The 26,172-nt window shown below is 71.2% G+C and carries 15 protein-coding genes; 3 read left to right on the top strand and 12 right to left on the bottom strand.

The window, feature by feature from the left end; translation table 11 throughout:
* Positions 1-20 precede the first annotated feature (20 nt).
* The 11 genes from cydB to ACWCYY_RS27540 form a co-directional block, all read right to left on the bottom strand.
* On the bottom strand, positions 21-1,025 hold the full coding sequence (cydB, locus tag ACWCYY_RS27590; protein ID WP_449797564.1) for a cytochrome d ubiquinol oxidase subunit II: 1,005 nt from the start codon (positions 1,023-1,025) through the stop codon (positions 21-23).
* A 21-nt stretch (positions 1,026-1,046) separates the two neighbouring features.
* Positions 1,047-2,585, bottom strand: a complete 1,539-nt coding sequence (locus ACWCYY_RS27585; RefSeq protein ID WP_345290589.1) for a cytochrome ubiquinol oxidase subunit I — start codon at positions 2,583-2,585, stop codon at positions 1,047-1,049.
* 195 nt (positions 2,586-2,780) lie between these two features.
* The gene (locus ACWCYY_RS27580) at positions 2,781-4,229 is read right to left on the bottom strand and encodes a sensor histidine kinase (protein ID WP_345290588.1); all 1,449 of its coding nucleotides are present in this window, start codon (positions 4,227-4,229) and stop codon (positions 2,781-2,783) included.
* Positions 4,230-4,246: 17 nt separating this feature from the next.
* A complete protein-coding gene (locus tag ACWCYY_RS27575; protein ID WP_345290587.1) occupies positions 4,247-5,011 on the bottom strand; it encodes a response regulator transcription factor in 765 nt (254 codons plus the stop codon).
* A gap of 133 nt (positions 5,012-5,144) precedes the next feature.
* A complete protein-coding gene (locus ACWCYY_RS27570) occupies positions 5,145-5,834 on the bottom strand; it encodes a hypothetical protein (protein WP_449797563.1) in 690 nt (229 codons plus the stop codon).
* Positions 5,835-5,841: 7 nt separating this feature from the next.
* Positions 5,842-7,041 (bottom strand): ABC transporter permease, encoded by a 1,200-nt coding sequence (locus ACWCYY_RS27565; protein ID WP_345290585.1) that lies wholly within the window; start codon positions 7,039-7,041, stop codon positions 5,842-5,844.
* Positions 7,038-7,775 carry an ABC transporter ATP-binding protein gene (locus tag ACWCYY_RS27560; protein WP_345290584.1) on the bottom strand — a complete coding sequence of 246 codons (738 nt, stop codon included), beginning with the start codon at positions 7,773-7,775 and terminating at the stop codon, positions 7,038-7,040. The genes ACWCYY_RS27565 and ACWCYY_RS27560 overlap by 4 nt, the downstream gene beginning before the upstream one ends.
* Before the next feature lie 17 nt (positions 7,776-7,792).
* Positions 7,793-9,112, bottom strand: a complete 1,320-nt coding sequence (locus ACWCYY_RS27555; RefSeq protein ID WP_449797562.1) for an efflux RND transporter periplasmic adaptor subunit — start codon at positions 9,110-9,112, stop codon at positions 7,793-7,795.
* A gap of 276 nt (positions 9,113-9,388) precedes the next feature.
* The gene (locus ACWCYY_RS27550; RefSeq protein WP_345290582.1) at positions 9,389-9,781 is read right to left on the bottom strand and encodes a hypothetical protein; all 393 of its coding nucleotides are present in this window, start codon (positions 9,779-9,781) and stop codon (positions 9,389-9,391) included.
* 114 nt (positions 9,782-9,895) lie between these two features.
* Complete coding sequence (locus tag ACWCYY_RS27545) at positions 9,896-10,612, bottom strand: hypothetical protein (protein WP_345290581.1); 717 nt, start codon at positions 10,610-10,612, stop codon at positions 9,896-9,898.
* Positions 10,612-17,619, bottom strand: coding sequence for an RHS repeat-associated core domain-containing protein (locus ACWCYY_RS27540; protein WP_449797561.1), 7,008 nt, complete (start codon positions 17,617-17,619; stop codon positions 10,612-10,614). The genes ACWCYY_RS27545 and ACWCYY_RS27540 overlap by 1 nt, the downstream gene beginning before the upstream one ends.
* A gap of 384 nt (positions 17,620-18,003) precedes the next feature.
* On the opposite strand from ACWCYY_RS27540, the gene ACWCYY_RS27535 reads away from it, so the two are divergent.
* Entirely contained in the window at positions 18,004-22,209 is a 4,206-nt protein-coding gene (locus ACWCYY_RS27535; RefSeq protein ID WP_449797560.1) for a ricin-type beta-trefoil lectin domain protein, read from the top strand.
* Positions 22,210-22,271: 62 nt separating this feature from the next.
* On the opposite strand, the gene hisC is transcribed toward ACWCYY_RS27535, so the two are convergent.
* Positions 22,272-23,351: a histidinol-phosphate transaminase gene (gene hisC / locus ACWCYY_RS27530; protein WP_345290578.1), complete on the bottom strand. Its 1,080-nt coding sequence runs from the start codon at positions 23,349-23,351 to the stop codon at positions 22,272-22,274.
* Between the two features lie 329 nt (positions 23,352-23,680).
* Between hisC and ACWCYY_RS27525 the strand changes: the two genes are divergently transcribed.
* Together ACWCYY_RS27525 and ACWCYY_RS27520 are read left to right on the top strand one after the other, a co-directional pair.
* Positions 23,681-24,853: a LacI family DNA-binding transcriptional regulator gene (locus ACWCYY_RS27525; protein ID WP_345290577.1), complete on the top strand. Its 1,173-nt coding sequence runs from the start codon at positions 23,681-23,683 to the stop codon at positions 24,851-24,853.
* Positions 24,854-24,940: 87 nt separating this feature from the next.
* Positions 24,941-26,101 (top strand): metallophosphoesterase, encoded by a 1,161-nt coding sequence (locus tag ACWCYY_RS27520; protein WP_449797559.1) that lies wholly within the window; start codon positions 24,941-24,943, stop codon positions 26,099-26,101.
* Positions 26,102-26,172 lie beyond the last annotated feature (71 nt).

Here is a 26,172-nt window from a genome sequence, read left to right as displayed (position 1 = left end):
CCCTCCTGGGGGGCGGTACGTCAGTGCGCGGCGGTGGGGATGTGCTGGGTGCCGATCCGCTTGCGGAACACCCAGTAGGTCCAGCCCTGGTAGAGCAGCACCAGCGGGGTGAAGACCGCCGCCACGACGGTCATCAGCTTCAGGGTGTACGGCGAGGAGGCCGCGTTCTCCACGGTGAGCGAGTACGCCGGGTCCAGGGTGGAGGGCATCACGTCCGGGAAGAGCGCCAGGAAGAGCATGGCCACCGCGGCCGCGATGGTGACGCCGGAGAGCGCGAACGACCAGCCCTCGCGCCCGATCCGGATCGCCGCCAGCGAGCCGACCAGGGCCACCACCGCGATCACCATGGCGCCCAGGCTCCACCCGTTGCCGCCGTCGGCCTGGGTCCAGATCAGGAAGACCAGCGCCAGCACGGCGGTGAGCAGCCCGAGTTGGAGGGCCAGGCCGCGGGCCCGGTCCCGGATGTCGCCGAGGGTCTTGAGCGAGGCGAAGACCGCGCCGTGGAAGGTGAAGAGCACCAGGGTGACCAGGCCGCCGAGGACGGCGTACGGGTTGAGCAGGTCCCAGAACCCGCCCACGTAGTTCTTCTCGGCGTCGATGTCCACGCCCTGCACGATGTTGGCGAAGGCCACGCCCCAGAGGAAGGCCGGGATCAGGGAGGTCCAGAAGATGGCCTGCTCCCAGTTCCGCTGCCAGCGCTCGCCGTCCCGCTTGACCCGGTACTCGAAGGCCACGCCGCGCACGATCAGGCAGACCAGGATGATCAGCAGCGGCAGGTAGAAGCCGCTGAACAGGGTGGCGTACCAGTCGGGGAAGGCCGCGAAGGTGGCGCCGCCGGCGGTGAGCAGCCAGACCTCGTTGCCGTCCCAGACCGGGCCGATGGTGTTGATCAGGACCCGGCGCTCGGTCCGGTCCTTGGCCAGCAGCCTGGTCAGGACGCCGATGCCGAAGTCGAAGCCTTCCAGGAAGAAGTAGCCGATCCACAGCACGGCGATCAGCACGAACCAGACGTCGTGGAGTTGCATCCGAGATCCCCAGTCAGCGAATCAGTAGGCGAAGGCGAGCGGCTTGTCGGCGTCCTCGGGGTCCCCGCCGCGCAGCGTGGGGTCCTTGGCCGGCGGTTCCTCGCCGGTCACCGGGCCGGCCTTGGCGTACTTGGCCAGCAGCTTCACCTCGATCACCGCGAGGATCGCGTAGAGGGTGGTGAAGGTGGTGAGCGCGACCACCTGCATGGTGACGCTGACGTTGGGGGAGACGGCGTCGGCGGTGGTCATCAGGCCGAAGACGGCCCAGGGCTGACGGCCCATCTCGGTGAAGATCCAGCCGAAGCTGTTGGCCAGCAGCGGGAAGCCCATGGTGAAGATGCCGATCCGCCAGCTCCACTTGGTGAGGAAGGGGCCCAGCTCCTTGTTCTTCCAGAGCATCAGGCGCGGCGGTTCCTCGTCCCCGGTCCGGTACGCCCGGTCCAGGAAGAACTTCTTCCGGGTGGTCCAGAGGCCGATCAGCGCGGCCACGAAGGAGGTCATCCCGAAGCCGATCATGAGGCGGAAGCCCCAGTAGGTGACGAAGATGTTCGGGATGTAGTCCTGCGGCTGGCCGCCGTACTTGGCGGCCTCGCTCGCGGCGGTCTCGTTGATGCCGGGGACGGCCGAGGTGAAGTCGCTGTTGGCGAGGAAGGACAGTATGGCCGGGATCTCCAGCGCGACGCTGTTGTGGCCCTCGTTGACGTCGCCGACCGCGAAGATCGAGAACGGGGCGGGCGCCTCGGTGTCCCAGAGCGCCTCGGCCGAGGCCATCTTCATCGGCTGCTGACGGAACATCACCTTGGCCAGGCTGTCGCCGCTGAGCGCGGTGCCGAGGCCCGCGACCACGGCGACCACCAGGGCGAGCCGCAGCGAGGTGCGCATCACGGCGGTCTTCTTGGGGTCGTTCTCGCCCGACCGCTTGGCCTTCCAGAGGTGGTACGAGGAGATGCCGACCATGAAGGCGGCGCCGGTCAGGAAGGCCGCGGTGAGGGTGTGCAGGACCACCACCACGGTGGTGTCCTGGAACAGCACCCGGGCGATGTCGGTGAGCTGGGCCTTCCCGGTGACCGGGTCGATCGCGTAGCCGACCGGGTGCTGCATCCAGGAGTTGGCGGCCAGGATGAAGTAGGCGGAGAGCACGGTGCCGAGGGCCACCATCCACATGCAGGCGCAGTGGATCTTCTTGGGCAGCTTGTCCCAGCCGAAGATCCACAGGCCGATGAAGGTGGACTCGAAGAAGAAGGCGATGAGCGCCTCCATCGCCAGCGGGGCGCCGAACACGTCACCGACGAAGCGGGAGTAGTCCGACCAGTTCATCCCGAACTGGAACTCCTGGACGATGCCGGTGACCACGCCCATGGCGATGTTGATGAGGAAGAGCTTTCCCCAGAACTTGGTGGCGTGGAAGTACTTCTCCTTGCCGGTCCGCACCCAGGCGGTCTCCAGACCGGCCACCAGGGCGGCCAGACTGATCGTCAGCGGCACGAAGAGGAAGTGGTAGACGGTGGTCACACCGAACTGCCACCGCGCGACGGTCTCGTGAGCGACTGCTAGGTCCACTTCGCCTTCTTCCTGACCGATGCTCACATAACGGACAAAAAGAACTTTTACCAGGTCGTCCCAGGAAAACCGGCAAAGCTTGCCCGCTTGTGAACGTGAACACGTTCACAAGGGGAGTATCCCCCATGCTTAGAACGGTTCGAACACCGGGGGTGCGTGGTCGCCGTCACACCGGCGGACCGGGCTGAGGAAGGGTCAGACGGCGGGCAGGCAGAGGCGGAAGACCGCGCCCTCACCGGGGGCCGAGCTGACGGTCAGCTCGCCGCGGTGGGCCTGGGTGAGCGCGAAGGCGATGGCCAGGCCCAGCCCGGCTCCCCCGCCCTCCTGCCGGGTCCGGGAGGCGTCCACCCGGTAGAAGCGGTCGAAGATCCGCTCGGCCTGATCGGTGGTCATGCCCGGTCCGGCGTCCGCCACTTCGAGCACGCAGCCGTCCTCCGTCCGGCCCACGCCGATCCGCACCGGGGTGCCCGAAGGGGTGTGCTTGGCCGCGTTGCCGACCAGGTTGGTGATCACCTGGCGCAGCCTGGCCTCGTCCCCGAGCACCGGGGCGGGGCGCGGGACGGCGCCGCCGCCCGGGCCGGTCAGGGTGACCGGGCGGCCCGGGTCCAGCGCGGTCAGGTCGTGCAGGGCGTCGGCCGCCAGGGTGCGCAGGTCCATCGGCGCCAGGTCGAGCGGGCGCTCCTCGTCCAGCCGGGCCAGCGTGAGCAGGTCCTCGACCAGGGTGCCCAGCCGGACGGCCTCCGACTCGATCCGGTCCATCGCCCGGTCCACGTCCTGCAGCGCGCCCATCCGGTGCAGCTCGGCGAAGCCGCGGATGCCGGCCAGCGGGGTGCGCAGCTCGTGCGAGGCGTCCGCCACGAAGCGGCGCATCCGCGCCTCGGAGCGGGCCCGGGCGGCCGAGGCGGACTCCAGCTGGGCGAGCATGCTGTTGAGCGCGGCGGTCAGCCGGGCCGCCTCGGTCCGCCCCGGGGGCTGGGCCATCCGGTGCGAGAGCCCGCCCTCGGCGATCAGCTCGGCGTCCTGCTCGATCCGGCTGAGCGGCTTCAGCCCGGCCCGGACCGCGAAGGTGCCGACGCCGGCGAGGGCGACCAGCACCACCGCGCCGATCGCCAGGAAGGCCGCCTGCAGGCGGTCGACGGTGTCCTCCACGTCGTCCAGCGACATGGAGACCATCACGTAGCGGGGGGTCTCGGCGGCCGGGGTGGTGGCGGCGGCCAGGGCGTTCTTGCCGATCGGCAGCACCAGCACCCGCCAACTGCCGTGTCCGCGCTGGGCGGGCGCGTCGAAGGCCCGCCCCACCTCCGGGCCGAGGCCGTTCACCCGGGGACCGTTGGTCTCCTCCCCCATCGGCACCCGGTTCTCGGACTGCACCCGCCCGTCCGCCTCCAGGTAGCGGAGCACGTACTGGCTGGGCAGCGCCAGGGCGACCCGGCGCTCGTTCAGCGGGCGGCCGCCGTCCAGCACCTTGTCCGGCGGCCGGCGGGAGACCTGCTCGCCGAAGCGCTTCAGCTGGTCGTCGGCCCGGCCCACCAGGTTGCCCCGGACGGTGCCGAGCACGACGACGTCGCTGACGGCCAGTCCGGCGGCGGCCAGCAGCAGGACGAGCACCAGCAGACGGGTGCGGAGCGAGGTCTTCGAGAACACGGCGGGTCCGGCTCCGGCTACTGCGGGGGCCTGCGCAGGGCGTAGCCGATGCCGCGGACGGTGTGGATCAGCTTGGGGCCGTGCACCGACGGGCCGGCGTCGAGCTTGCGGCGCAGGTAGGAGATGTACGACTCGACGATGGAGAGGTCGCCGCCGAAGTCGTAGGCCCAGACGTGGTCCAGGATCTGCGCCTTGGAGACCACCCGGCCCACGTTGGCCATCAGGTAGTGCAGCAGCTTGAACTCGGTGGGGGAGAGGCCGACGGCCTCCCCGCCCCGGGTCACCTCGTGCGCGGTCGGATCCAGCGTCAGGTCGGCGACCGTCAGCCGGCCGTCCTCGGTCGGACCGCCGGCCCGGCGCAGGATCGCCCGGATCCGGGCGATCAGCTCCTCCAGGCTGAAGGGCTTGGTGACGTAGTCGTCGGCCCCCGCCGCCAGACCGTGCACCTTGTCGGTGGTGCCGTCCTTGGCGGTCAGCAGCAGCACCGGCACGTGGTCGGCCGGCTGCGGCCACTGCGCCTGCTCGCGCAGCCGCTCCACCACCGTGAACCCGTCCAGGTCCGGCAGCATCACGTCGAGCACCACCAGATCGGGGCGCTCGGCCGCGATCGCGGCCAGTGCCTCCTCGCCGCTGGCCGCCGACTCCACCCGGAACCCGGAGAACCGGAGCGAGGCGGAGAGCAGCTCGCGGATGTTCGGCTCGTCGTCCACCACCAGCAGGTACGCCTCGCCGCCGGTCGTGCCGGCCGGCTGGCCCGTCGTCCTGGTCGCTGTCCCTTGCACCGTAGATCCGCCTCCCGGTCTGCCTGTCCCCCGGTTGTCCTCCGAAGGACGATAGCCCGGCGAGGCTACGCGCGTTCCATGAAGCGGGGATGAGCTTCGTCCCATCCCCGCTCCGAGGGCCTGCCCCGGCCCGTCAGGGAGTGCCCTGACCCGGCTGGGCCCCGGCCTGTCCACCCGTCTGCCCACCCGTCTGCCCAGCGGTCTGCCCACCCGCGCGGCCACCGCCGAAGCCGCCCGGGAAACCTCCGGCCGCGCCCTCGGTGAGCTGGGTGGCGGCGTAGCCGCCGGAGCCGTCCGGGGTGCCGACCACGGTCACCGACTGACCGGGGGTCAGGTCGGAGGCCTTGCCCTGCTTGGCGAGCTGCACCTTGGTGGCGTCGGTGGTGGTGACCTTCACGGTGTTCCCGTTGGCGTCGGTGAGGTAGACGGTGTTGCCGTCCACCTGCTTCACGGTGCCGCGGGTGAAACCGCCCTGGCCGTTGGGGAGGCCCTGGCCGTTGGGCAGGCCCTGCCCGTTCTGTCCGTTCTGACCGTTCTGGCCGCCGGCCCGCCGGTTGGCGCCGCCGTACCCGCCCGGGAACTGGCCCTGGTTCGCCCCGGCCCGCGGGCCCTGGGCGCTGTTGCCGCCGCCGCCCTCGCCCTTCTGGTACTGGACCCCGCCGACGAAGCCCAGGGTGGCCACCACCGCGGCGGCCAGCACCAGGGTCGGCCAGGGCAGCTTGCGCCGGGGCGGGGCGGCCAGCTCGGCCGCGATGTCCCGGGCGTCCGGCGGGGAGGCCAGCGGGTCGGTCTCCTGCGCCGGGCCGTTCTGTGGAGTGCTCATCGGATTCCTATTCGTGTCGGAGGGCTTCGATCGGGCGCAGCCCGGCGGCCCGGTTGGCGGGGTAGCTGCCGAAGAACAGCCCGATCGCGACCGCGATGCCGAAGGCGCCGAGCACCGACTCGGGGATCACCACGGGCGTGATCCCGACGATGGTGAAGCGGGCACCGACCAGTCCGGCCACCACGCCGAGCCCGGCGCCCAGCACCGAGAGCAGGGTGGACTCGGTGAGGAACTGTCCGAGGATGGCCGCCCGGGGCGCGCCGAGCGCCTTGCGGATGCCGATCTCCCTGGTCCGCTCGGTGACGGTCACCAGCATGATGTTGGTGATCCCGATCCCGCCGACCAGCAGCGAGATCGCGGCCACCGCGCCGAGCAGCACGGTGAAGGTCTTGGTGGTGGACTCCCGGGCGGTCAGCAGCGAGGCCTGGTTGGAGATCCGGAAGTCGGCCTTCGACGGGTCCGCGATGGCGTGCGAGGCCAGCAGCACCCGGCTCACCTCGGCCTGCGCCTCGGTGGTGCTCTCGGCCGAACTCGCCTGCACCAGGATCTGGTTGACCGAACCGAAGCCGGTGAAGGCGTTCTGCACGGTGGGCAGCGGGGCGATCACCACGTCGTCCGGGTCGTTGAAGCCGCTGGCACCCTTGGTCTTCAGCACGCCGGTCACCGTGAACGGGGTCCCGCCGATCACGATCCGCTTGCCGACCGGGTCCTCCTGCGCGAACAGCTGGCTGGCCGTGGTGGAGCCGATCACCACCACCTTGCGGGAGTTGAGCACGTCGTCGTTGGAGAAGTAGTCGCCCTTCTCCACCTTCTGGTTGGCGGTCTCGAAGTACGCCGGGTAGGTCCCGACCACCGAACCCGGGGTGTGCGAGACGTCCCCGTAGCTCGCGGCGGCCGAGGTGGTCACCACCGGGGCGACCGACTTCACCGAGGCCGCCCCGTCCTGGGCGATCGCCTTGGCGTCGTTCACCGTGAGCGGCTTGGCCGCCGTGGTGGAGCCGCGCAGGTTGGAGGCGCTCACGGTCAGCGAGTTGGTGCCCAGTGCCGTGATCGAGTTCTTCACGGCGACCGAGGAGCCGTTGCCCACCGCGAGCAGCAGGATCACCGCCGCGACGCCGATCAGCACCCCGAGCATGGTGAGCGCCGAGCGCACCTTGTTGGCCGCCAGCCCGCCGAACGCGAACCGCACCATCTGCCAGACGATCACACCGCCACCTCCTCGTGCTGCCGGACGTCCGAGACGACCGCCCCGTCCACCAGCCGGATCACCCGGCCGGCCCGGGCCGCCACCTCGTCCTCGTGGGTGATCAGCACCACCGTGCGGCCGGCCCGGTTGAGGCCCTCGATGATGCCGAGCACCTCCTCGGTGGAGCGGCTGTCCAGGTTCCCGGTCGGCTCGTCGGCCAGCAGCATGGCCGGGGCCGTCACCAACGCCCGCGCCACCGCGACGCGTTGCTGCTGACCGCCGGAGAGCTCGTTCGGCTTGTGCCCGGCCCGGTCGGCCAGACCGACCCGCTCCAGCGCGGCCAGCGCGCGGCTGCGGCGCTCCGCCTTGCGCACCCCCGCGTAGGCCAGCGGAAGCTCCACCTGGGCCAGCGCGGTGGTGCGCGGCACCAGGTTGAAGGACTGGAAGACGAAGCCGATCCGGCGGTTGCGCACCAGCGAGAGCTGACCCTCGTCCAGGTGGCCCACGTCGGTGCCATCCAGCAGGTAGCGGCCGGACGTGGGCACGTCCAGGCAGCCCAGGATGTTCATCAGGGTCGACTTGCCGGAGCCCGAACTGCCCATCACCGCGACGAAGTCGCCCTCCGCGATGTCCAGGCTCACCCCGAGCGGCTGCCCGTCGGGGCCGTCCGGGCCGCGCAGCGCGTACACCGTGGCGTCGCCGCTGCCGTACCGCTTCACCACGTTCCGGAGCTGGATCACCGGACGGGCCGTCACGCTCCGGCCTGCCACGATCAACGCCCGCCGCCCGTACCGCCGTTGCGGGTGCCACCGCCGAAGCCACCTGCGGCGCCGCCACCGCCACTGAGGCCGGGGAACTGTCCGCTCGGGAAGCCGTTGCCGCCGCTGACCGTGGTGCTCACCAACTGCACCTTCTCGCCCTCGGTCAGACCCTCCGTCACCTGCACGGTGGAGTCGCCCTCGACGCCGACGGTGACCTGGACCCGCTCGGTCGAGCCGTCGTCCTTCACCACCGTCGCGGTCCGGGACGAGCCGGTGCCGGAGAGCGCGGCGCTCGGCACCGAGAGGGCGTTCTGCGCCTCACCGGTGACCACCGAGATGGTGGCGCTGAGGCCGGTGCGCAGCTTGCTGGTGTCGCCGGTGATCTCCAGCACGGCCGCGTACTGCACCGCGCTGCTGCCCTGGCCGGTCCCGCTGCTGCCGTTCGGCAGCGAACTCACGCTCAGCACCTTGGCGTTGAGCTTGGTGTCGGACTGCGCGTTCAGCGTGACGGTGGCGGCCGCGTCCTTCCGCACCTTGAGCGAGTCCAGCTCGGAGAAGTTCGCGGTGACCCGCATGCCGGCCGGGTTGGTCAGCACCACGAACCCGCTGAGCGAGCTGCTGGTGCTGGTGCCCGTCCCGGTGCTCTTGGTGCCGCTGCTGCCGCTGCCGGAGCTGCCGCCGCTGCCGCCGCTGCCGCCCGTGCCGGAGACGGTGTCGCCGACCTTGCCGGCCACCGAGGCCACCGTGCCGTCGGTCGAGGCGGTCAGCGTGGTCCCGGCCAACGCGGCCTTGGCGTTGGTCAGTTGGGTCTGCGCCGTCTCCACCTGCTGCTCGGCCTGGGCCACCTGGGCGTCGTCCACCGTCGTGGTGGTCGTGGTGGTCGGCTGGGACTGCTGACCGCGCTCGTCGGTCTTGCCCGGCGTGGTGGTGGTGACCTTCTGGCCCGCCTCCGCCTTGGTGAGGTTGGCGTTGGCGGTGGTGAGCGCGCGCTGGGCCGCGTCCACCTGCTGCTGGGCGTCGGTGGTCGCCACCGTGGCCAGCACGTCGCCCTTCTTCACCACGTCACCGACGGCCACCTTCACGGCCGTCACCTTCCCGCCGGTGACGAAGTCCTGGCCCGCGTCACTGGGCGACGACAGGGTGCCCGATCCGGACACGGTGGCCAGCACCGTCCCCTTGGTGACGGTGGCCGTACGGGTCTGCGGCTTGCTCGCCGCCACCCCGCTGTCACTACCGACGGTGGAGTACGCCACCGCCATGCCCGCCGCCAGAGCCACCACCAGCGCGGAGTTCACGAGGACGGCGGCCCGCCGTCGAGGAAGCACCTTCATGGCACCTCACCCTGCCCCCCGGCGCTTTCCAACCCCTGTGGCCCACCTGGGAACTGGCTGGGAGATTCACCAAGGGCTCCCCACCTCCTACACGCCCCCACCTCCCGCTCCCCTGGTGGCACCCCGCCGCACTCCCAGCCGCCTCCCAGGCTCCGCCCAGAACACTCATGGTCCCGGCCCGCCTGGTGGCCCGCCGGTGGTGACGCGGATGCCCGCGCCCGGGAAGAGGCGGACGACGACGCGGGAACTTCGCGCAGACCCGGCTTCGGCGGAACGTCAGGGACGGCCCAGCCGGGATCGCCATGCCGCGGACCAGACCGCCACGGGAATCCGAATCCAGGTGTGGAAGACGCCGTCGTCACCTTCCATGACGAAGACGAACCCCTGGTGCTCCCAGATCAGAATTCGCCACCCCTGCTCCAGATCGGCGAAGGGTTCACTGATCGTTCCAGTAGGAACATCAGCCTCACTCCACTCCTCCAACCGGTCCCACCAGGGAAACGCCACACCGACGCCCAGCAGGCGGTCCACGAATCGGAGCGAGAGGCCGTCGACCTCAGGGTCGTCGAACAGCTCGACCTCGAAGTTCCCGGCCTCCGGGAAACCCTCCGGGTCGAACCCCTCGATGTCCCGGTAGTCGTCGAGCACCACGGGAACCTGCTGAAGCACGGCTTCCTCTCCTCCGCTCGAGCCAACCGATGTGGAACCCTTCCGACGCCTCGACGCGAGCCGCCACCGACACGAATGTCGGTGGCGGCTCGCCCGAGCGTCCCTCGGCGGTTTCTACAGTTCGTCGGCCAGGGACGCGGCCGCGCGCAGCACCTCACCCACGCCGTGGAACTCGCGCTTGTGGTCGAGCGCCGATGACGACCAGAGGACGAAGCCCTCCCCCTCGGCAGCCCGCTGGATCAGGATCTCCGCCGCCCCCGCGTCCGCCTGGTCCTTCGACAGTCTCAAGGTCCAGTGCGAGAAGTACGGGAAGAACTCGCGCAGCCCGGCATTCTCCCGCAGGGCCAGAAGCAGTTCCCGGTACAGGAGGAAATCGTCGTCGCCGATGACGATGTCCCACTGCACCTCGACGACGTTGCCGTCCTCGTAGGCCTGGCTCAGCCGGTCGAACTCCATGAAGGGGAACCTCGCTGCGAGTTCCCTCAGCTTGACCCCGTGCTGCCACGACACCAGCACCTCGACCACCTCGGACAGGTCGGACGTGCTACCGCTCGCCCAGACATGCCCGTGGCCGTCCAGGGTGACGGCGAACCTGCGGACGCCATGGCCGAGGTTGACCCGCATGGCTCCCCGTGGTGACGCGAACTCCGCCACGCTCCACTGGGAGGCCGACGGCATCGGGCCCTCCGCGAGGACTCCCGGCTCGGTCCGGTGCGCACCCGCGACCACGAGGATCGCCGGCCGAAGCCCTCCGCTCTGCACAAGATCCGGGTAGTGGCGGAGACGGAGATCCTCCGCGGACGATCCCGGAGGATTCACCTGGTTCGTCATCAGGCCCACTCCAGGGTCCAGGCGGTGTACCACTTGCTTTCGTGCCACAGGGGCTCGGGCACGTCGATCTTTCCACTCTTGTCGTAGAACTGGATCGAATCCCAGGACCGCCGCTCACCGATCACGGCCCGAGCGAGCCAGGACATCTCCTGCGCGGTCGCGTGAACACCCGATCCGCCCGCGAGGCCCCGGGTCGCCATCCCCTCGAAGCCTCCTTCGAACTGCTCCGTGAACACGTGGATCGTCGTGTTGGGGTTGTCGATGGCCTTCTTCACCTCGGTGCTCCAGGTGTCGATGAAGCGCAGGTCCATGAAGTGGGTGAGGCCCTCGTTGTTGGCCCACTCCTTGGCCTTCGCCTTCTGGTACCCGAGCCCGACGTTGCAGTTGTGAACGAGAAGCGGACTGTCACCCGCCAGCACATAGTACGTGTGCAGGTCACTGACCGTGAGGTTCCGAACACGCTGCTGCTGGGTGAAGCGGCGGATGCTGCCGATCTGAACCTTGGTGCCGGAGGAGGTCTCCAGCCACTGACCGGGCTGGAGCTGCTCGGCCTCGGTCCAGGTCTTCTGCTCGGGGAGCCAGAAGGGGTGCTTGTCGGTCGCCGTGACGACCTGGGGGGCAGCGGCTGCGGGCTGTTCCGCGGCCCCGGCCGGGAGCACGGTGATCTCGACCAGGTTCTTGTCGCCCTCGCCGGTGATGACGGCGGTGACGTCCTTGGCCTCGATCCGGCCGGTGGCCGGGTCGGACGCGAGCACCTGGTCGCCGTTGGTCACCTGGTCGATCGGCTTGCGGGTGCCGTCGGCCATCAGGACCTCGGTGTCCGGGGTGAAGCTGTTGTTCTTGCACCCCGGGGCCTGGCGGCTGCCCGAGTTGGCGGAGCGACCGCCGGCACCGGACGAACCCTTGCCGCTGGAACCGGACTTGCCGCCACTCGCCTTGCTGCCACTCGCCTTACTGCCACCGGACTTGCCGCCCGAGGAGCCCGACTTGGCGCCGCTCGCCTTGGTCTTGCCCGGCGGCGGGCCGGCCTTCGCGCTCCAGCTGGTGCCGCGGCGGGCGGCGGAAGTCGCCTTGCTGGTGCGGCTGGTCGCCTTGGAGACGTACTTGGCGGCCTTGGCCGCGACCCGGGCTCCGGTGACGGCGCTGCCGACCACCGGGACGACGGCCGCGAAGGACATCGCGGCGTTCTTCCAGTCGCCCTCGGCGGCGTACCAGACGCCGTTGGCGACGTCGGCGATCTCGCCGATCACCGGGATCATGCCGGCCACGTCGAGGACGGTGTGGCCGATGTTGGAGATGGCCTTGTAGTTGTCCTTGACGGTGTTGACGGCCTTGCTGACGGCCTTCTTGAGGCTGCCCCAGAACAGGCCGTCGGGGTCGGTGAAGGTGAGCGGGCTGTTGTTGGCGTACAGGTAGCCCTGGAGCTGCTGCGGGTCGGACGGGTCGATGACCGGGTCGACCGACAGGAAGGTCCCGAGCCGGGGGTCGTACTCGCGGGCGCCGAGGTGGGTGAGGCCGGTGGCCTTGTCCTGGGCGCCGCCGACGAAGCCCTTCTCGCCGAGCCAACTGCCGGGCGTCGGCTGGGCGCCGCGCTCCTCGCCGAACGGCTTGGTGGCCCGGCGCTGCACCTGGAGGGTGGCCGCGTCGACCGAGGTGGTGCCGGTGTTGTGGTGGTCGGCGGCGGTGTAGGCGAGCCGGCCGTCCGAGCTGCGGACGATGGTCGGGCCGCCGGCGGTGCTGTAGTAGCGGGTGCCGCTGACCGTGTTGCCGATGGTGTTCAGGGTCAGCTCGGTGCTGCCCAGGTAGAGCGTGGTGCTGCCCGGGTCGCGGCGCAGCAGGCGGTTGCCCTCCGTGTCGTAGACGTAGGTGGACGTTCCCGTACTGGTCTTGGCGCTCTCCAGGTTGCCGTCCGGGGTCCAGGTCATCGTCTGGGTGTTGCCGGCGGCGTCGGGCTTGGTGAGGGTGTTGCCGGTCTGGTCGTACGTGAAGCCGGTGGTGACGGTGGGTCCGTTGCCGGTCTTCGTGGTGGTGCTGGTCGGGGCGTGCGGCTTCGGCTGGCCGGGCGCCGGGTAGCCGAAGGTGGTGGTGGTGTCCTTGAGCGGGTCACCGGCCGGGTCGTGGTCGGTGAACGAGGTGCGGTTGCCCGTCACGTCGTAGCTGAAGGACTGCCGGTACGGAGCCGGTCCGCCGATCTTGCCGGTCTGCGGCGCCGCGTTGGTGCAGCCGCCGATGCCGGGCACGGACGGGCCGGGCTTGCTGGTGGTGGTGCCGGTGTCGGTCCAGGCCTGGGTCAGTCGGCGCAGGTGGTCGTACGTGAAGCACTGGGTGTCACGGACGGCGCCCTGCTGGGTGCTGACCGAGGTGACGTCGCCGGCCTCGGTGTAGGTGTAGTCGGTGATGTCGACCGGGTTCGCCGCGTCCTGCTTCTGCAGCTGGGTCTGCAGCACCCGGTCGGTGGCCGGGTCGTAGCTGGAGGTGAAGGCGACCTGCTTGGGCACGTCACCGAAGGTGGTCCGCTGGACCCGGCCGAACTCGTCGTAGTCGGTGAAGTTGACGTAGTCGACGCTGTCCGAACCCATGGACACCGGAAGGCCGTTGACGTTCCGTCCGACCGAGAGCCGCTCGGAGGGGAGGCCACCTGCCGCGGGCAGGGTGGTCCGGCGGGGCAGGCCGGTCACCGCGTCGTACTGGGTGCTGGCCGTGTAGGTGCCGGACAGCGCGCCCTCGCCGTCCGGGACGGTGAGCTTGCTGCCGAGCGGGTTGTAGAGCGTGTCGTAACCGGTGACCTCCTGCCGGAAGCCCTTGCCGTTGACCCAGCTGGTGCTGGCGGTGGGCAGGCCCGGGAGCAGGGTGTCGTAGTCGTACGTGGCCAGCTTGGTGCCGTCCACCGCGCCGAGGTTGCGGGAGGTCGGGCGGCCCAGGATGTCGTAGCTGACGTAGGTGGTGACCCCTCGGGCGTCCGTGGTGGCCACCGGCCGGTCGGCCGCGTCGTACGTCGTGGTGGTGGTGCCCTTGTCCGGGTCCTCCGCCCTGGTCTGCCGGCCGTGCAGGTCGTAGCCGTACGTCCAGGCGTTGCCTGCGGCGTCCTTGACCTGGGTCAGCTTGCCTTCGGTGTCGTAGCCGTACCGGGTGGCGTCGTACTCGCCGTTGGGCGCGCCGGTCTTGTACTGGCGCCTCTCGACCGAGCGGCCGCGGGCGTCGGTGATGACGCTGGTCGCGATGTCCCCCTTGGGCGGGGTGGTGTCGGTGCGTTCCACGCCCGGGTAGGACGTGGTGCCGCGCCACTGCTCGATCGCCTTCGAGGAGAAGGTCTGGGTGACCGGGCGGCCCTGGCCGTCGTAGAACACCGCGCTCTGGCCGGGCACCATGTTGTCGTCGGCGACGAACCGGGTGGTGGTCGGGCCCGAAGCGGTGTTGCCGTACGCCTTGTTGGTCTTCTTCGGACGCCCGAGGGTGTCGTAGAAGGTGTCGCTGACGAGGCGTCCGGCCGAGCCGTTCGCGGTGTCGCTCTGCTGCTGGACGGTCTGGCCGAACGCGTCCAGGATCTCGATCCCGACCCGGTAGGACTGGTCCGCCCGCAGGGTCTTGGTGGTGACCGAGCTGGTGCCGGTGTTGCGGAGCTGGTACTCGAGCACCGTGTTCGCGCTCTGGGTGGCCTTGGCCCGCCCCGGCTGCCAGGTCGCGGTGACCCGGCCGAGGGCGTCCAGGGTCTGCTCGCTGGTCCGGCCGTTGTGATCGACGGTCTTGACCGCGGTCTCCCGGGTCGGGTGGAAGGTCGAGGTGGTCGCCCAGCCCTTGGCGTTGGTGACCTTCACGGTGTCCGGCAGGGCGGGCCCGGCCGGGGTGTAGGCGGTCGTGGTGGTGGCACCGGCCGGGTCCGTGCTGGTGACGACCCGTCCGTAGGCGTCGTAGCCGACCGTGGAGGCGGTCGAGTACTTGGGCTGGCCGCCCTCGAAGCGGTCCAGTTCCTCGGTGCCGGTGACCAGGCCGGGGCCGGTCAGCACGCCGTGCGACTGGCCGTCGTAGAAGGTGCGGTTGCGGCCGAGGGTGTTGGCCTCGGTCGGGGTGGTGCAGCCGCCCTGGATCTGGACGGTCTCGGCCACCCGGTCGACCATCCAGGCCGCCGTGTTGCGGGCGTAGGTGGTGGTGGTGCAGATGTCGGACAGGCCGTCGGCCTTGTCGACCACGCTGACCGGCATGCCGTAGACGGGGTCGAAGGTCGCGGTCTTGGAGGTGGTCTGCCAGCCGCCGTCACTGCGCAGCGCGCGGTCCCGGGCCGAGCCGCCGCGCAGCATCTGCGCGGTCAGCGGCGGCAGGCCGCCGCCCCGGCCGTGGCTGGCGGTGACCGGGGAGAGCCACGGGTCGGACTGCGAGGAGACGGTCAGCGCGCCGCCGTCGCCGGCGAAGGCCTGGGTCTCCCGGACCGAACCGGCCAGCGGGTTGCCGTCCTTGACGGTGGCTCCGGTGCTGTCGGTGAAGGTGACCGAGCGCTTGCTGCCGTCGGCCTTGACGTCGCCGTCCATGCCGCGCAGGTAGAAGGAGGCGGACTTGCCGACCACGTCGGGCGCCGCGCCGGTCCGGGTGATGACCTGCTCGTAGCCGCGGAACTGGTTCCAGGTGCGGCGCTTGTCCTCGGTCAGCTCGTCGTCGTCGCGGTGCCAGGCGGCGTCACCGACGTACTCGTACCGGACCAGCTGGTCGGGCGAGGTGCCGAACGGGTCCCGCTCGGTGACCGCCGAGACCACGTACTTGTGGAACCAGTCGAGCGTCGGGTCGACCGGGCTCTTCTCGTCCGGGTTCCAGTAGACGGGGTAGCAGCGCTTGGTGTTGCCGTCCTGGGCGGTGGGCAGGGCGCCCGGCGCGCAGTCCGGCTCGGCGTACGTGACGTCGGTGACCTGGCCGGTCTCGGCGGTGATCGCGACGATCCGGCGGCGGTTCAGCGGCGGGCGGTTGTCGCCGCTGGAGTCGACCCGGTTGTTCTTCAGCTGGCCGGTGAAGGTGACCGGCGGGGTGCTGAGCCTGGCGGCGCCGTCGTGGCCGTTGTGGGTGATGGAGGCCAGCCAGAGCGCCGGGGCGGTGTGGTCCTGCGGGTCCGGGAACTCGTGGGTGAGGTCGTACGAGTCCACGTCCAGGTAGGAGCCGCCGCTGAGCACCTGGGTGGTGATCTTCGTGAGCCGCTTGGTGGACCAGAAGGTGGCGGAGTAGTTCTCGCAGGTGCCGGTGGCGGCGCAGTTCTGGTCGAACGGGACGTCGGGCCACTTGGCCGCGTCGGCCTTGGTCAGCTTGGCCGGGGCGCAGTCGAAGCCGGCGTCGGGCAGGCAGCGCTCGGCGGTGCCGAACAGCACCTGGGCGGTCGGCTTCACGGTGTCCGGGTCGGACAGCTTGGAGCCGTAGGTGATCCGGTTCAGGGTGCCACCGCGGACGTACGAGGTGAGCGTGCCGGTCGGGTTGGCGGCCGAGAGACCGCGCCGGTAGTTGTTGGTCTCGGTGTCGTACCAGTGGGTGATCACGCCGCCCTTGGCGTCGACCACGAAGTCCAGGTTCCAGCGCCAGGCCTGGTTGCAGAACGAGTCCGCGAAGGCGGCCTTGTTGCACTCCTCACCCGCGTTGTTGCCGTAGACCGGCGTGGTCCAGGCGGAGTTGGTGGCCGGTGCGGTGGGGGTGCCCGGCTTGCGGCCGGCCCCGAACCAGTACTGGGTGCCGTCGGTGGTGGTGACCCGCCAGTGCTCGCCGTTGTTGTCGCCGTTGTCGGCGCCGGTCAGCAGCTCGACCTTGGACGCGTCGTCACCCTCCAGCCGCCAGGTGCCGGTGCTGTCGTCCTTGACCAGGACGGAGGAGCGGCCGTTCAGCGAGATGGTGGCGTTGTAGCCGGAGATGCACTGCTCGCCCGAGCCGGTCTGGCCGTCCTTGGCGCAGGGCTTGAACCGGCGCTCGACGAAGCCCGGGGTGTAGTCCCAGCCCTCGCCGATCCAGGAGGCCTGGTTGTTGGTCGCGGCGGTGCGGCCGTCGACCGCCTGGGAGCTGTAGGAGAGCCCGACGTTCGGCTTGGAGCCGCCGAGGCCCTCGGGCACGTCGATCGGGTAGGACCAGGTGAAGCCACCGGTGTTGCCACCGGCGCTCCAAGTGCCCGACGGAGCCAGGCTGCTGACGCCGTAGTTGCCCGCGCCACCACCGGGGGCGGCGGTGGCCGCCAGCACCACGGCACCGCCGCCGGACGCCGCGCTCAGCCGCATGGAACCGGCCGGAGCGGTCGCCGGGCCGCCGGCCGGCATCGCGAGCTCGGTGCTCAGCAGGCCGGGACGGCCCGGGTCGGCCGCGGTCACGACCGGCGACTGGGTCCGGCACTCGGCCCGGTCGGGCGTGGTCAGCGCGCACTCGGGCAGCGCCACCAGCCGGGCCCGGGAGATCCAGTCACCGCCGTACGCGCCGGCGATCCGGGAGACGTCCACCGAGACCTTGACCGGGGCACCGGCCTCGGTGCCCTCGCCCGCTCCGACCGTCAGCAGCAGGCCGTTGACACCGAGCTTCTCGGCGCTCGCCCGGTCGGCGAGCCGGACCTCGGCCTTGCCGGCCTTGGGTCCGGCCGACCGGCGCTGCGCGCCGGGGGCGACCACCGCGGCCGGTGATTCGAGCCAGACCGGGGCGTTCCCGGCCTGCCCGGAGGAGGACGCGCCGGAGGCGGCGAACAGCGAGCCGCGGACGGCCGGGGCGGTGGCCGCGAGGTTCACCTCGGCATCGGTGGCGGCCGGCCAGTTCACCTCGGTGGGCCGCCACTTGGGCGCGCGGTCACCCGTCGCGGCCGGGCCGGCGCCGGAGTCGGCGTCCTTGCCAGGCACCGACTGGGACACCGTCAGCTTGCCCGGCGACCAGCGCCGGGGATCCTTCGGCTTCCACTCGGCGGCCTGGGCCGGACCGACTCCGGCCAGTAGGGAGAGCACCAGCACGGCGGTGGTGCTGGTGCGCCGGAAGGCGGCTGACCGCCGTCTGGGCACGGGAAGTTCAGGCACGGCCGGCACGGCACGCCCCCCAATTTCAGTAATGATCAATTTCGGCGGGAGCCTACCTGCGGCAAAGTGATGGTCAATCATCAATCCCGGAATGACGGCCCGTCATAAAGGTCATCAATTCGTGACGCCGGCTCAGGGCGTCCAACGCACCGTCACATCGACGGCGAGGGACTGTCCAGTTTGGACTGTTATGGCGACATATCATCCTCACCTAAAGAAACGATGAGAATTACCCGAGAGAGTGGATCAACAACGCTCAGTACACGTATGATCTGCGTCACCCGACCCCCTCCATGACGGCGCGTCAGATTCATTCCCGCGAGTGCTAGCGTCGCGATCCATCGTCTACGCACCATGAATACTGGGAGTACTCCAATGGGGGCCATGCCTCGGAGGCGGCCGGGTCACCGGTCCGCCGCGCTCACGGGTCTGGTCAGCCTGTCCCTCTCGGTCGGTCTGCTGGGAGCGGCTCCCGCCGCGCTCGCGGCCGACCCGCAGCGGGCGGCTGACCGCACCACCGCGCCGGACCGACCGGTCAGCGAACGCGAGCGTGCCGAGTCCGCCGCGCAGGCCGAGGCCAAGCGCACCGGAAAGCCGGTCCCCGTACCGGCGTTGACCACCGAGACCGACACCGTGGTGGCCAACCCGGACGGCTCGTTCGCCCTCTCCCGGAGCGTCGCCCCGGTGCGCACCAAGCAGGGCGACCGCTGGGCCGAGCTGGACGCGACGCTGTCCCGGTCGGCCGACGGACTGCTCCGGCCCAAGGCCACCGTCGGCGCACTGGCCCTCTCCGGTGGTGGCACCGCACCGCTCGCCACCCTGGAGCAGGGCGGCAAGGCGATCACGCTGAGCTGGCCGGAGGCGCTCCCCGCACCGACCCTGGAGGGTGACACTGCCACCTACCGGGACGTCGCGCCCGGTACCGACCTCAAGCTGACCGCCGATCAGGCCGGCGGCATCTCCCAGGTCCTGGTGGTCAAGTCGGCCGAGGCGGCCCGCAACCCGAAGCTCGCCAAGCTCACCATGGGCCTGAAGAGCCGGGGCGTGAGCGTCACCGCCGACGAGCACGGCAACCTCAAGGCCACCGACGACTCCGGCCGGGTGGTCTTCCACGCGCCCTCCCCCGTCATGTGGGACTCCAGCACCGCCGCCACCCCGGCCCCGGCCCCGGCCCCCCGGATGCTCAGGTCGGCACCGCTGTCGGCCGCACCGGCCACCGCACCGGCCCCGGCCGCCGCCAAGCCCGGCTCCGACGAGGACGGCCCCGGCGGCCAGGCCAAGGTCAGCCGGCTGAAGACCGACCTCGGCGCGGACAGCGTCGCGCTCACCCCCGACCCCGCCTTCCTCAGCGACCCGAAGACCACCTACCCGGTCTTCATCGACCCGCCCTGGCAGCCCACCAACCGGGGCACCCAGCACTGGGCCTGGGTCCAGGAGGGCTACCCGAACACCGTCAACTACGACTCCTACGCCGCCGGTTACGACCCTGGCGTGGGGTACCAGCAGTGGCAGACCGCCAAGGGCCTGGAGCGGTACTACGTCCAGCTGGACACCAGCGACCTGCGGGACAAGAGCATCAAGAAGGCGTCGCTGTACGCCACCCAGTCCTACGCGGCGGACAACACCTGCAGCAACAACCGCGGCGTGGTGCTGCACGCCACCGACCCGCTCGGCTCCGGCACCACCTGGAACTCCCAGCCCTGGGACTGGGGTGCGATCGGCACCTCCTGGCTGAACAGCTCCGGCGGCAACGGCTGCCCGGGCACCACCACCCGCGGTGAGTGGGACGTCCGCCAGCACCTGGCCGACAACGAGTGGCGCGGCAACCTGACCTTCGCGCTGTTCTCCGCCGACGAGTCGAAGACCAGCGGCAACTACTCGTTCAAGCGCTTCACCCGGGACCGCAACAACCTGCCGTTCCTGTACATCGAGTACAACCGGGCACCGTACGAGCCGTGGAGCCTGGCGATCGACCCCGCGCCGCAGAACGCCAACGGCAACGGCTGCGGCTGGATCGGCGCCACCAACTCCGCGTCCGGCATCCGGTTCGGGGCCTGGATCGGCGATCCCGACAACCAGAACAACGACGTGCACTTCCTCGTGCACGACACCACCGCCGGCGAGCCGGTGGCCTGGGACAGCGGCTGGATCTCGGCCGGCACCGGCACGCACTGGGCCTCGGCCGTCACCACCGGCCTGCAGGACGGGCACCGCTACTACTGGAGGGCCCAGGGCGGCGACGGCGACCGCACCTCCAACTGGACCACCGGCTGCACGTTCAGCCTCGACACCACCCCGCCCTCGGTGCCGGTGGTGACCTCGGCCGAGTACCCGCCGGCCGGCACCCTGCCCGGCTCGGCCAAGTACGTCGGTCAGCCCGGCACCTTCACCGTCCGCTCCGCCGACAGCTCCAGCGGCGTGCTGTTCTACGAGTACGCGTTCAACGGGAACATCCCGGTCGGCAGCGCCAAGCGGGTGGACGCCACCGGTGACGGCAGTGCCGCGATCGACCTGACGCCCACCACCTGGGGCACCAACACCCTCCGGGTGCAGGCCGTCGACCGGGCGGGCAACCGCTCGCAGCAGCAGACCTACACCTTCTACGCGCCGGACAACCCGGCGGCCAAGACCGTGCTCGGCGACATCACCGGCGACGAGCGGGTGGACCTGCTGGCCCCGACCCCGGGCGGCGACCTGGTGGTCTACCCGACCGCCACCGACCCCGCCGCCGGCGTGGTCGCCTCCGACAAGGCCAACAGCCCGGGCGGCAAGGGCTGGAACGGCACCCAGGTCACCCACCGGGGCGGCAACGGCATCCGGTACGACGACCTGTTCGCGTACCGCGACAACGCCCTGTACTACTACCGGAACTCGCTCACCCAGGGCGGCCTGGCCGCCAACGGCAACCTGTACTTCGCCGCCGCCAAGCAGCTCCCGGTCGGCCGCCCCGACCCGCAGGACTGCCTGGTGCAGGCCACCGGCAACCCCTGCGGCGACGAGTACGCGGCGGACTGGAGCCGGGTCAGGCAGATCCTCGCGGTCGGCGACGCCAAGAAGGAGGCCGGCGACCCGCGCAACGACCTGATCACCGTGGAGGGCGACGGCAAGGGCGGCACCCAGCTGATCCTGTTCCAGGGCAGCGGCGGCACCGGCACCCTGCGCGACCCGATCGTGCTCGGCTCCGGCGGCTGGGACGGCCTCTCGCTGATCGCCCCGGGCGACGCCACCGGCGACGGCCTGCCGGACCTCTGGGCCCGGAACGACGGCAACGGTGAGGTGTACCAGTACGCCAACGGCGCCGATGTCGCCGCGCTCGCCGACCACGGCAAGCGGACCCGGATCGCCCAGCAGCTCAACGCCACCGACTACCCGGTGCTCAGCTCCTCGGGCGACACCAGCGCCGACGCGGTGGCCGACCTCTGGGCACTGGACGGCCGGCAGCGGCTGGTCACCCTGAACGGCACCGCCGCCAACAAGGTGGTCACCGGCTTCGGTGCCGCCAACACGGTCGGCGACGCCCGGATCTCCCGCTCGCACTGGAAGTTCGACGAGGGCACCGGCAGCACCGCCGCGGACCTGCGCGGCCGGACCAACGCCACCCTGAGCGGCACCGGCGCCGGCTGGGCCGACGCCACCGTCGCGGGCCGTTCCACCAAGGTGCTCGACCTGGACGGCCGGACCGGTGTCGCCACCACCTCCGCCCCGGCGGTCGACACCAGCCGCAGCTTCACCCTCTCCACCTGGGCCCGGGCCGACGCCACCGGCGGGGTGGTGCTCAGTCAGGACGGCGCCCACGCCTCCGGGTTCATCCTCTGGGCCGAGGGCGGCGACAGCACCTGGCGGTTCGCCATGTCGCAGCGCGACAACGACGACTGGGCCTACGACCAGACCACCACCATGAACGCCGCGGCCGGCGTCCGCCTCGGCACCTGGACGCAGCTGACCGCGACCTACGACCAGCCCACCGGGCAGATCGCGCTCTACGTCAACGGGACGCTGGCCGGGACCGGCCACCACGCCCGGGCGAACGCCTGGAACGCCACCGGCCCGCTGGTGGTCGGCCGGTACAAGTACCAGTCGAAGCCGAGCTCCACCTTCGACGGGGCGGTCAGCAACCTCTCGGTCCTCGACCGGTCGTCCGTGCCCACCGCGGCGAGGACCTCCCTGGTCTCCGGGGTGAGCGAGGCCAAGTGCCTGGACGACAACGCCGCCGGCACCGACAACGGCACCGCGATCCAGATCTGGGACTGCAACACCTCGACGGCCCAGCAGTTCGAGCTCCGGGGCGACGGCACCCTCCGGATCATGGGCAAGTGCCTGGACGTGCACGACAACGGCACCGCCAACGGCACCCCGACCGCGCTGTGGGACTGCAAGGACCCCGGCGGCACCGACGCGGGCAACCAGCAGTGGCTGCCCCAGGCCAACGGCGCGCTGCTCAACCCGCAGTCCGGGCGCTGCCTCGACCTGCCGAACGGGAACATCGGCAACGGCACCCGGGTGACCCTGTACGACTGCAACGGGACCAACCCGCAGCGCTGGTCGGCCGCCGGGCTCGGCTCCCCGGCCGCCGGGCTGTCCGGCAGCTGACGACCGGTCAACCCCGAAGGGCCCGCAGCCACCGAGCTGCGGGCCCTTCGGGGTTCAACCGCTCAGAGGGACTTGCGGAAGGCCTCGGCGGTGGCGAGGAAGATGTCGTTGCCCTCGGGCTCGCCGATGGTGACGCGGACGCCCTCGCCCGGGAAGGGGCGGACCACGACTCCGGCGGCGGCGCAGGCCGCGGCGAAGTCGAGGGTGCGCTCGCCGAGGCGGATCCAGACGAAGTTGGCCTGGGTGTCGGCCAGCTGCCAGCCCTGGGCGGCCAGGGCGGCGGTCACCCGGCCGCGCTCGGCGACCAGGTGCTCGACCCGGACCAGCAGGGCGTCCTCGGCGCGGAGCGAGGCGACGGCCGCGTCCTGGGCCAGCTGCGAGACGCCGAACGGGACCGCGGTCTTGCGCAGCGCGGTGGCCACCGGCTCGTGGGCGACGGCGAAGCCGACCCGCAGGCCGGCCAGGCCGTAGGCCTTGGAGAAGGTGCGCAGCACGCAGACGTTCGGGCGGTCGCGGTAGAGGTCGATGCCGTTGGGCACCCGCTCGTCCCGGATGAACTCGATGTAGGCCTCGTCGACCACGACCAGGACGTCGCTCGGGACGGCGTCCAGGAAGCGCTCCAGCTCGGCCCGGTGGATCACGGTGCCGGTGGGGTTGTTCGGGTTGCAGACGAAGACCAGGCGGGTCCGCTCGGTGATCGCGGCCAGCATCGCGTCCAGGTCGTGCTCCTCGCCCGCGGTCAGCGGGACGGGCACGGGGGTGGCCCCGGCGACCTGGGTGATGATCGGGTAGGCCTCGAAGGAGCGCCAGGCGAACAGCACCTCGTCGCCCGGGCCCGCGGTGGAGAGCACCAGGGACTGCGCGACCGAGACCGAGCCGGTGCCGACGGCCACGTGCTCGGCCGGCACGCCGAAGCGGGCGGCGAGCTCCTCGACCAGCTCGGTGGCGGCCATGTCGGGGTAGCGGTGGAAGGAGCCGGCGGCCGCCACGGCGGCGTCCAGCACGCCGGGGAGCGGCTCGAAGGGGTTCTCGTTGGAGGACAGCTTGTACGAGTCGGCGCCGGCCGGCTTGCCGGGCTTGTAGGTCGGGATGCCGTCCAGCGTCGGCCTCAGGCGGGGGCCCTGTGCTGCCGTACCGGTCACGGTGCGCTCCTTGTCGAAATCGTGGTGCCGTACGCGGCCGGGATCGCCGTACGCGCGCCAGGCCCCGTGGTGCGTACCCGTCCCACCCCGGTCGGGTGCCCCGGACGATGGTGGTCGCACTCACCCGTGCGGGTGAGTTGCTCGTTCGGGGTACGGGTACCGATCAGCCATTCTGCCGGGTTCCCATGGCACATGTCAGAGGTAAGAGGCCTGGATTGCGACCGGTATCGAAGGGATGCACGGCCGAAGGTTCATGGAGAAACGGTTCTTCTGACTCTCTGTCGGTACCGGTCACACAGCGCGGTCACGCGCCATACGATCGGTCCGCCATGACAGCAGCAGCCAACCAGAGCGGTCGGCGACCCACCACCTCGCGGCGACTGGAGCGGGCCGGCATCCGGGATGTGGCAGCAGCCGCCGGAGTGTCGATCACCACGGTCTCGGACGCCCTCAACGGTAAGGGCCGCCTTCCCGACGAGACCAGAAGCCGAGTGCGCGAGGTGGCCGAGCGCCTCGGCTACCGCCCATCGGCCGCCGCCCGCACCCTGCGCACCGGACGCTCCGGCCTGATCGGACTGACCGTCACCACCTACGGCGAAGAGCCGTTCACCTTCACCGAGTTCGCCTACTTCGCCGAGATGGCGCGGGCCGCCACCAGTGCCGCGCTCAGCCGCGGCTACGCGCTGGTCGTGCTGCCCGCCTCCTCCCGGCACGACGTCTGGGGGAACATCGCGCTGGACGGCACCGTGGTGATCGACCCGCCCGACCAGGACCCGCTGGTGAGCGAGCTCTACCGGTCCGGCGTCCCGGTGGTGAGCGACGGCAAACCGGGCAACTGCCCGGTCACCGCCTGGGTCGACAACGACCACGAGGCCGCCGTGCTCGGCATCCTGGACCACCTGAGCGAGGCGGGCGCCCGCCGGATCGGCCTGCTCACCGGGACCTCCACCGACACCTACACCCGGCTCTCCACCGACGCCTACCTCGGCTGGTGCGAGCGGGTCGGGCAGGAGCCGGTCTACGAGGCCTACCCGGCCCACGACCCGGCCGCCGGGGCGCTGGCCGCCGACCGGCTGCTGGCCCGGCCCGACCGGCCGGACGCGGTCTACGGCCTCTTCGACCCCAACGGCACCGACCTGCTGGCCGCCGCCCGCCGGTACGGGCTGCGGGTGCCGGAGGACCTGCTGCTGGTCTGCTGCAGCGAGAGCGACGTGTACGCCGGCACCGAGCCGCCCATCACCACGCTCTCCCTGAAGCCCCGTCGGATCGGCACCACCGTGGTCAACCTGCTGATCGACGCCATCGAGGGGGTCGACTCCTCCCCCGGGGCCTCCTCCGATCCGGTCAAGGGCACCCGGCTCTTCCCGCCGCGCTACCGGACCGCCTCGGCCGGACCACCGCCCGGCACCCTGATGCCGACCGAGCTCATCGTCCGCGCCTCCTCCCAACGCCGGAGCCCGCGCACCACGGTGAGCCCGCCCCGGCCACCGGGGGAGATGTAACGCAGGCCACGGACCGGACCCGGCCGACGGACGATTGGTGGGCACCAGGTGGGGACTAGGGGAGAGCGGTCTTCCTATGATGGGCGAATGACACCCGAGGACCGCCTCCCCGGGCCTGAGCTCCCCGAGTCAGGCCCCCGCCAGCCGCAGGACCTCGACGTGCTCCCGTACGGCTCCTACTACGAGCCTCCCGAGCCGCCCGGCGGCTACGGCTACGACGCCACGTACAGCGGCTACGGCGGTGCCCGGTTCCTGGAGCAGCACTGGCCGACGGTCAGTCAGACCGCTTCCGGCTACGGCCCGGAGGCGGTCCAGGAGCCCGTCCACGAGTACGGGCACGAGGCGGCGGGGTCCGACGACCCGCCGACCATGGAGCTGGCCCAGCCGGTCCCGCCGGAGGAGGTCCACTACCCGTACCCGCAGCCGGAGCCCGGCGAGGCGCCCGGCCCGCTGTACGTGGTCGGCGACGTGCACGGCTACCTCGACGAGCTGCTGGCCGCACTGCACCAGCAGGGCCTGATCGACGCCGAGGGCCACTGGTCGGCCGGCCGCTCCCGGCTCTGGTTCCTCGGGGACTTCACCGACCGGGGCCCGGACGGCATCGGCGTGATCGACCTGGTGATGCAGCTGGCCGCCGAGGCGGCCGCGGCCGGCGGGTACTGCCGGGCCCTGATGGGCAATCACGAACTGCTCTTCCTGGGCGCCGCCCGCTACGGCGACGAGCCGGTGCAGTCCACCGCCGGGACGGCCTCCTTCCTGGCCGCCTGGCGGCTGAACGGCGGTCAGCAGAGCGACCTGGAGCGGCTGGAGTCGCACCACGTCAGCTGGCTCTCCCGGCTGCCCGCCATCGCCCTGGAGGACGGCCACCTGCTGCTGCACTCCGACACCACCGCCTACCTCGAGTACGGCGCCAGCCTGGACGACGTCAACGAGGCGGTGCACCGGCTGCTCGCCGACGAGGGCGCCGACGAGTGGTGGGACGCCTTCCGCCGCTTCACCAAGCGCTTCGCCTTCCGCGGCCCGGCCGGGGCGCAGGCGGTGCACGAGCTGCTCGGCGCCTACGGCGGCCACCGGGTGGTGCACGGGCACAGCCCGATCCCGTACCTGACCGGCTCCACGCACGCCGAGGACGGCGTGCCGCCGCACGTGCCGGGGCCGTACATCTACGCGGACGAGCTGGCCGTGGCGATGGACGGCGGGGTCACCATGGAGGGCCGGCTGCTGGTCGCCCGGCTGCCGCTGGACTGAACCACCGTCAGGAAGCGTCCTGAAAGGTCACGTTCACGTCCCCGGCGCGCACCGGAACGTACGGAAAACCG

The organism is Kitasatospora sp. NPDC001664 (assembly GCF_053596675.1).
The sequence above is the reverse complement of the archived record's forward strand: the minus strand, read 5'-3'. Positions and strand labels throughout refer to the sequence as shown.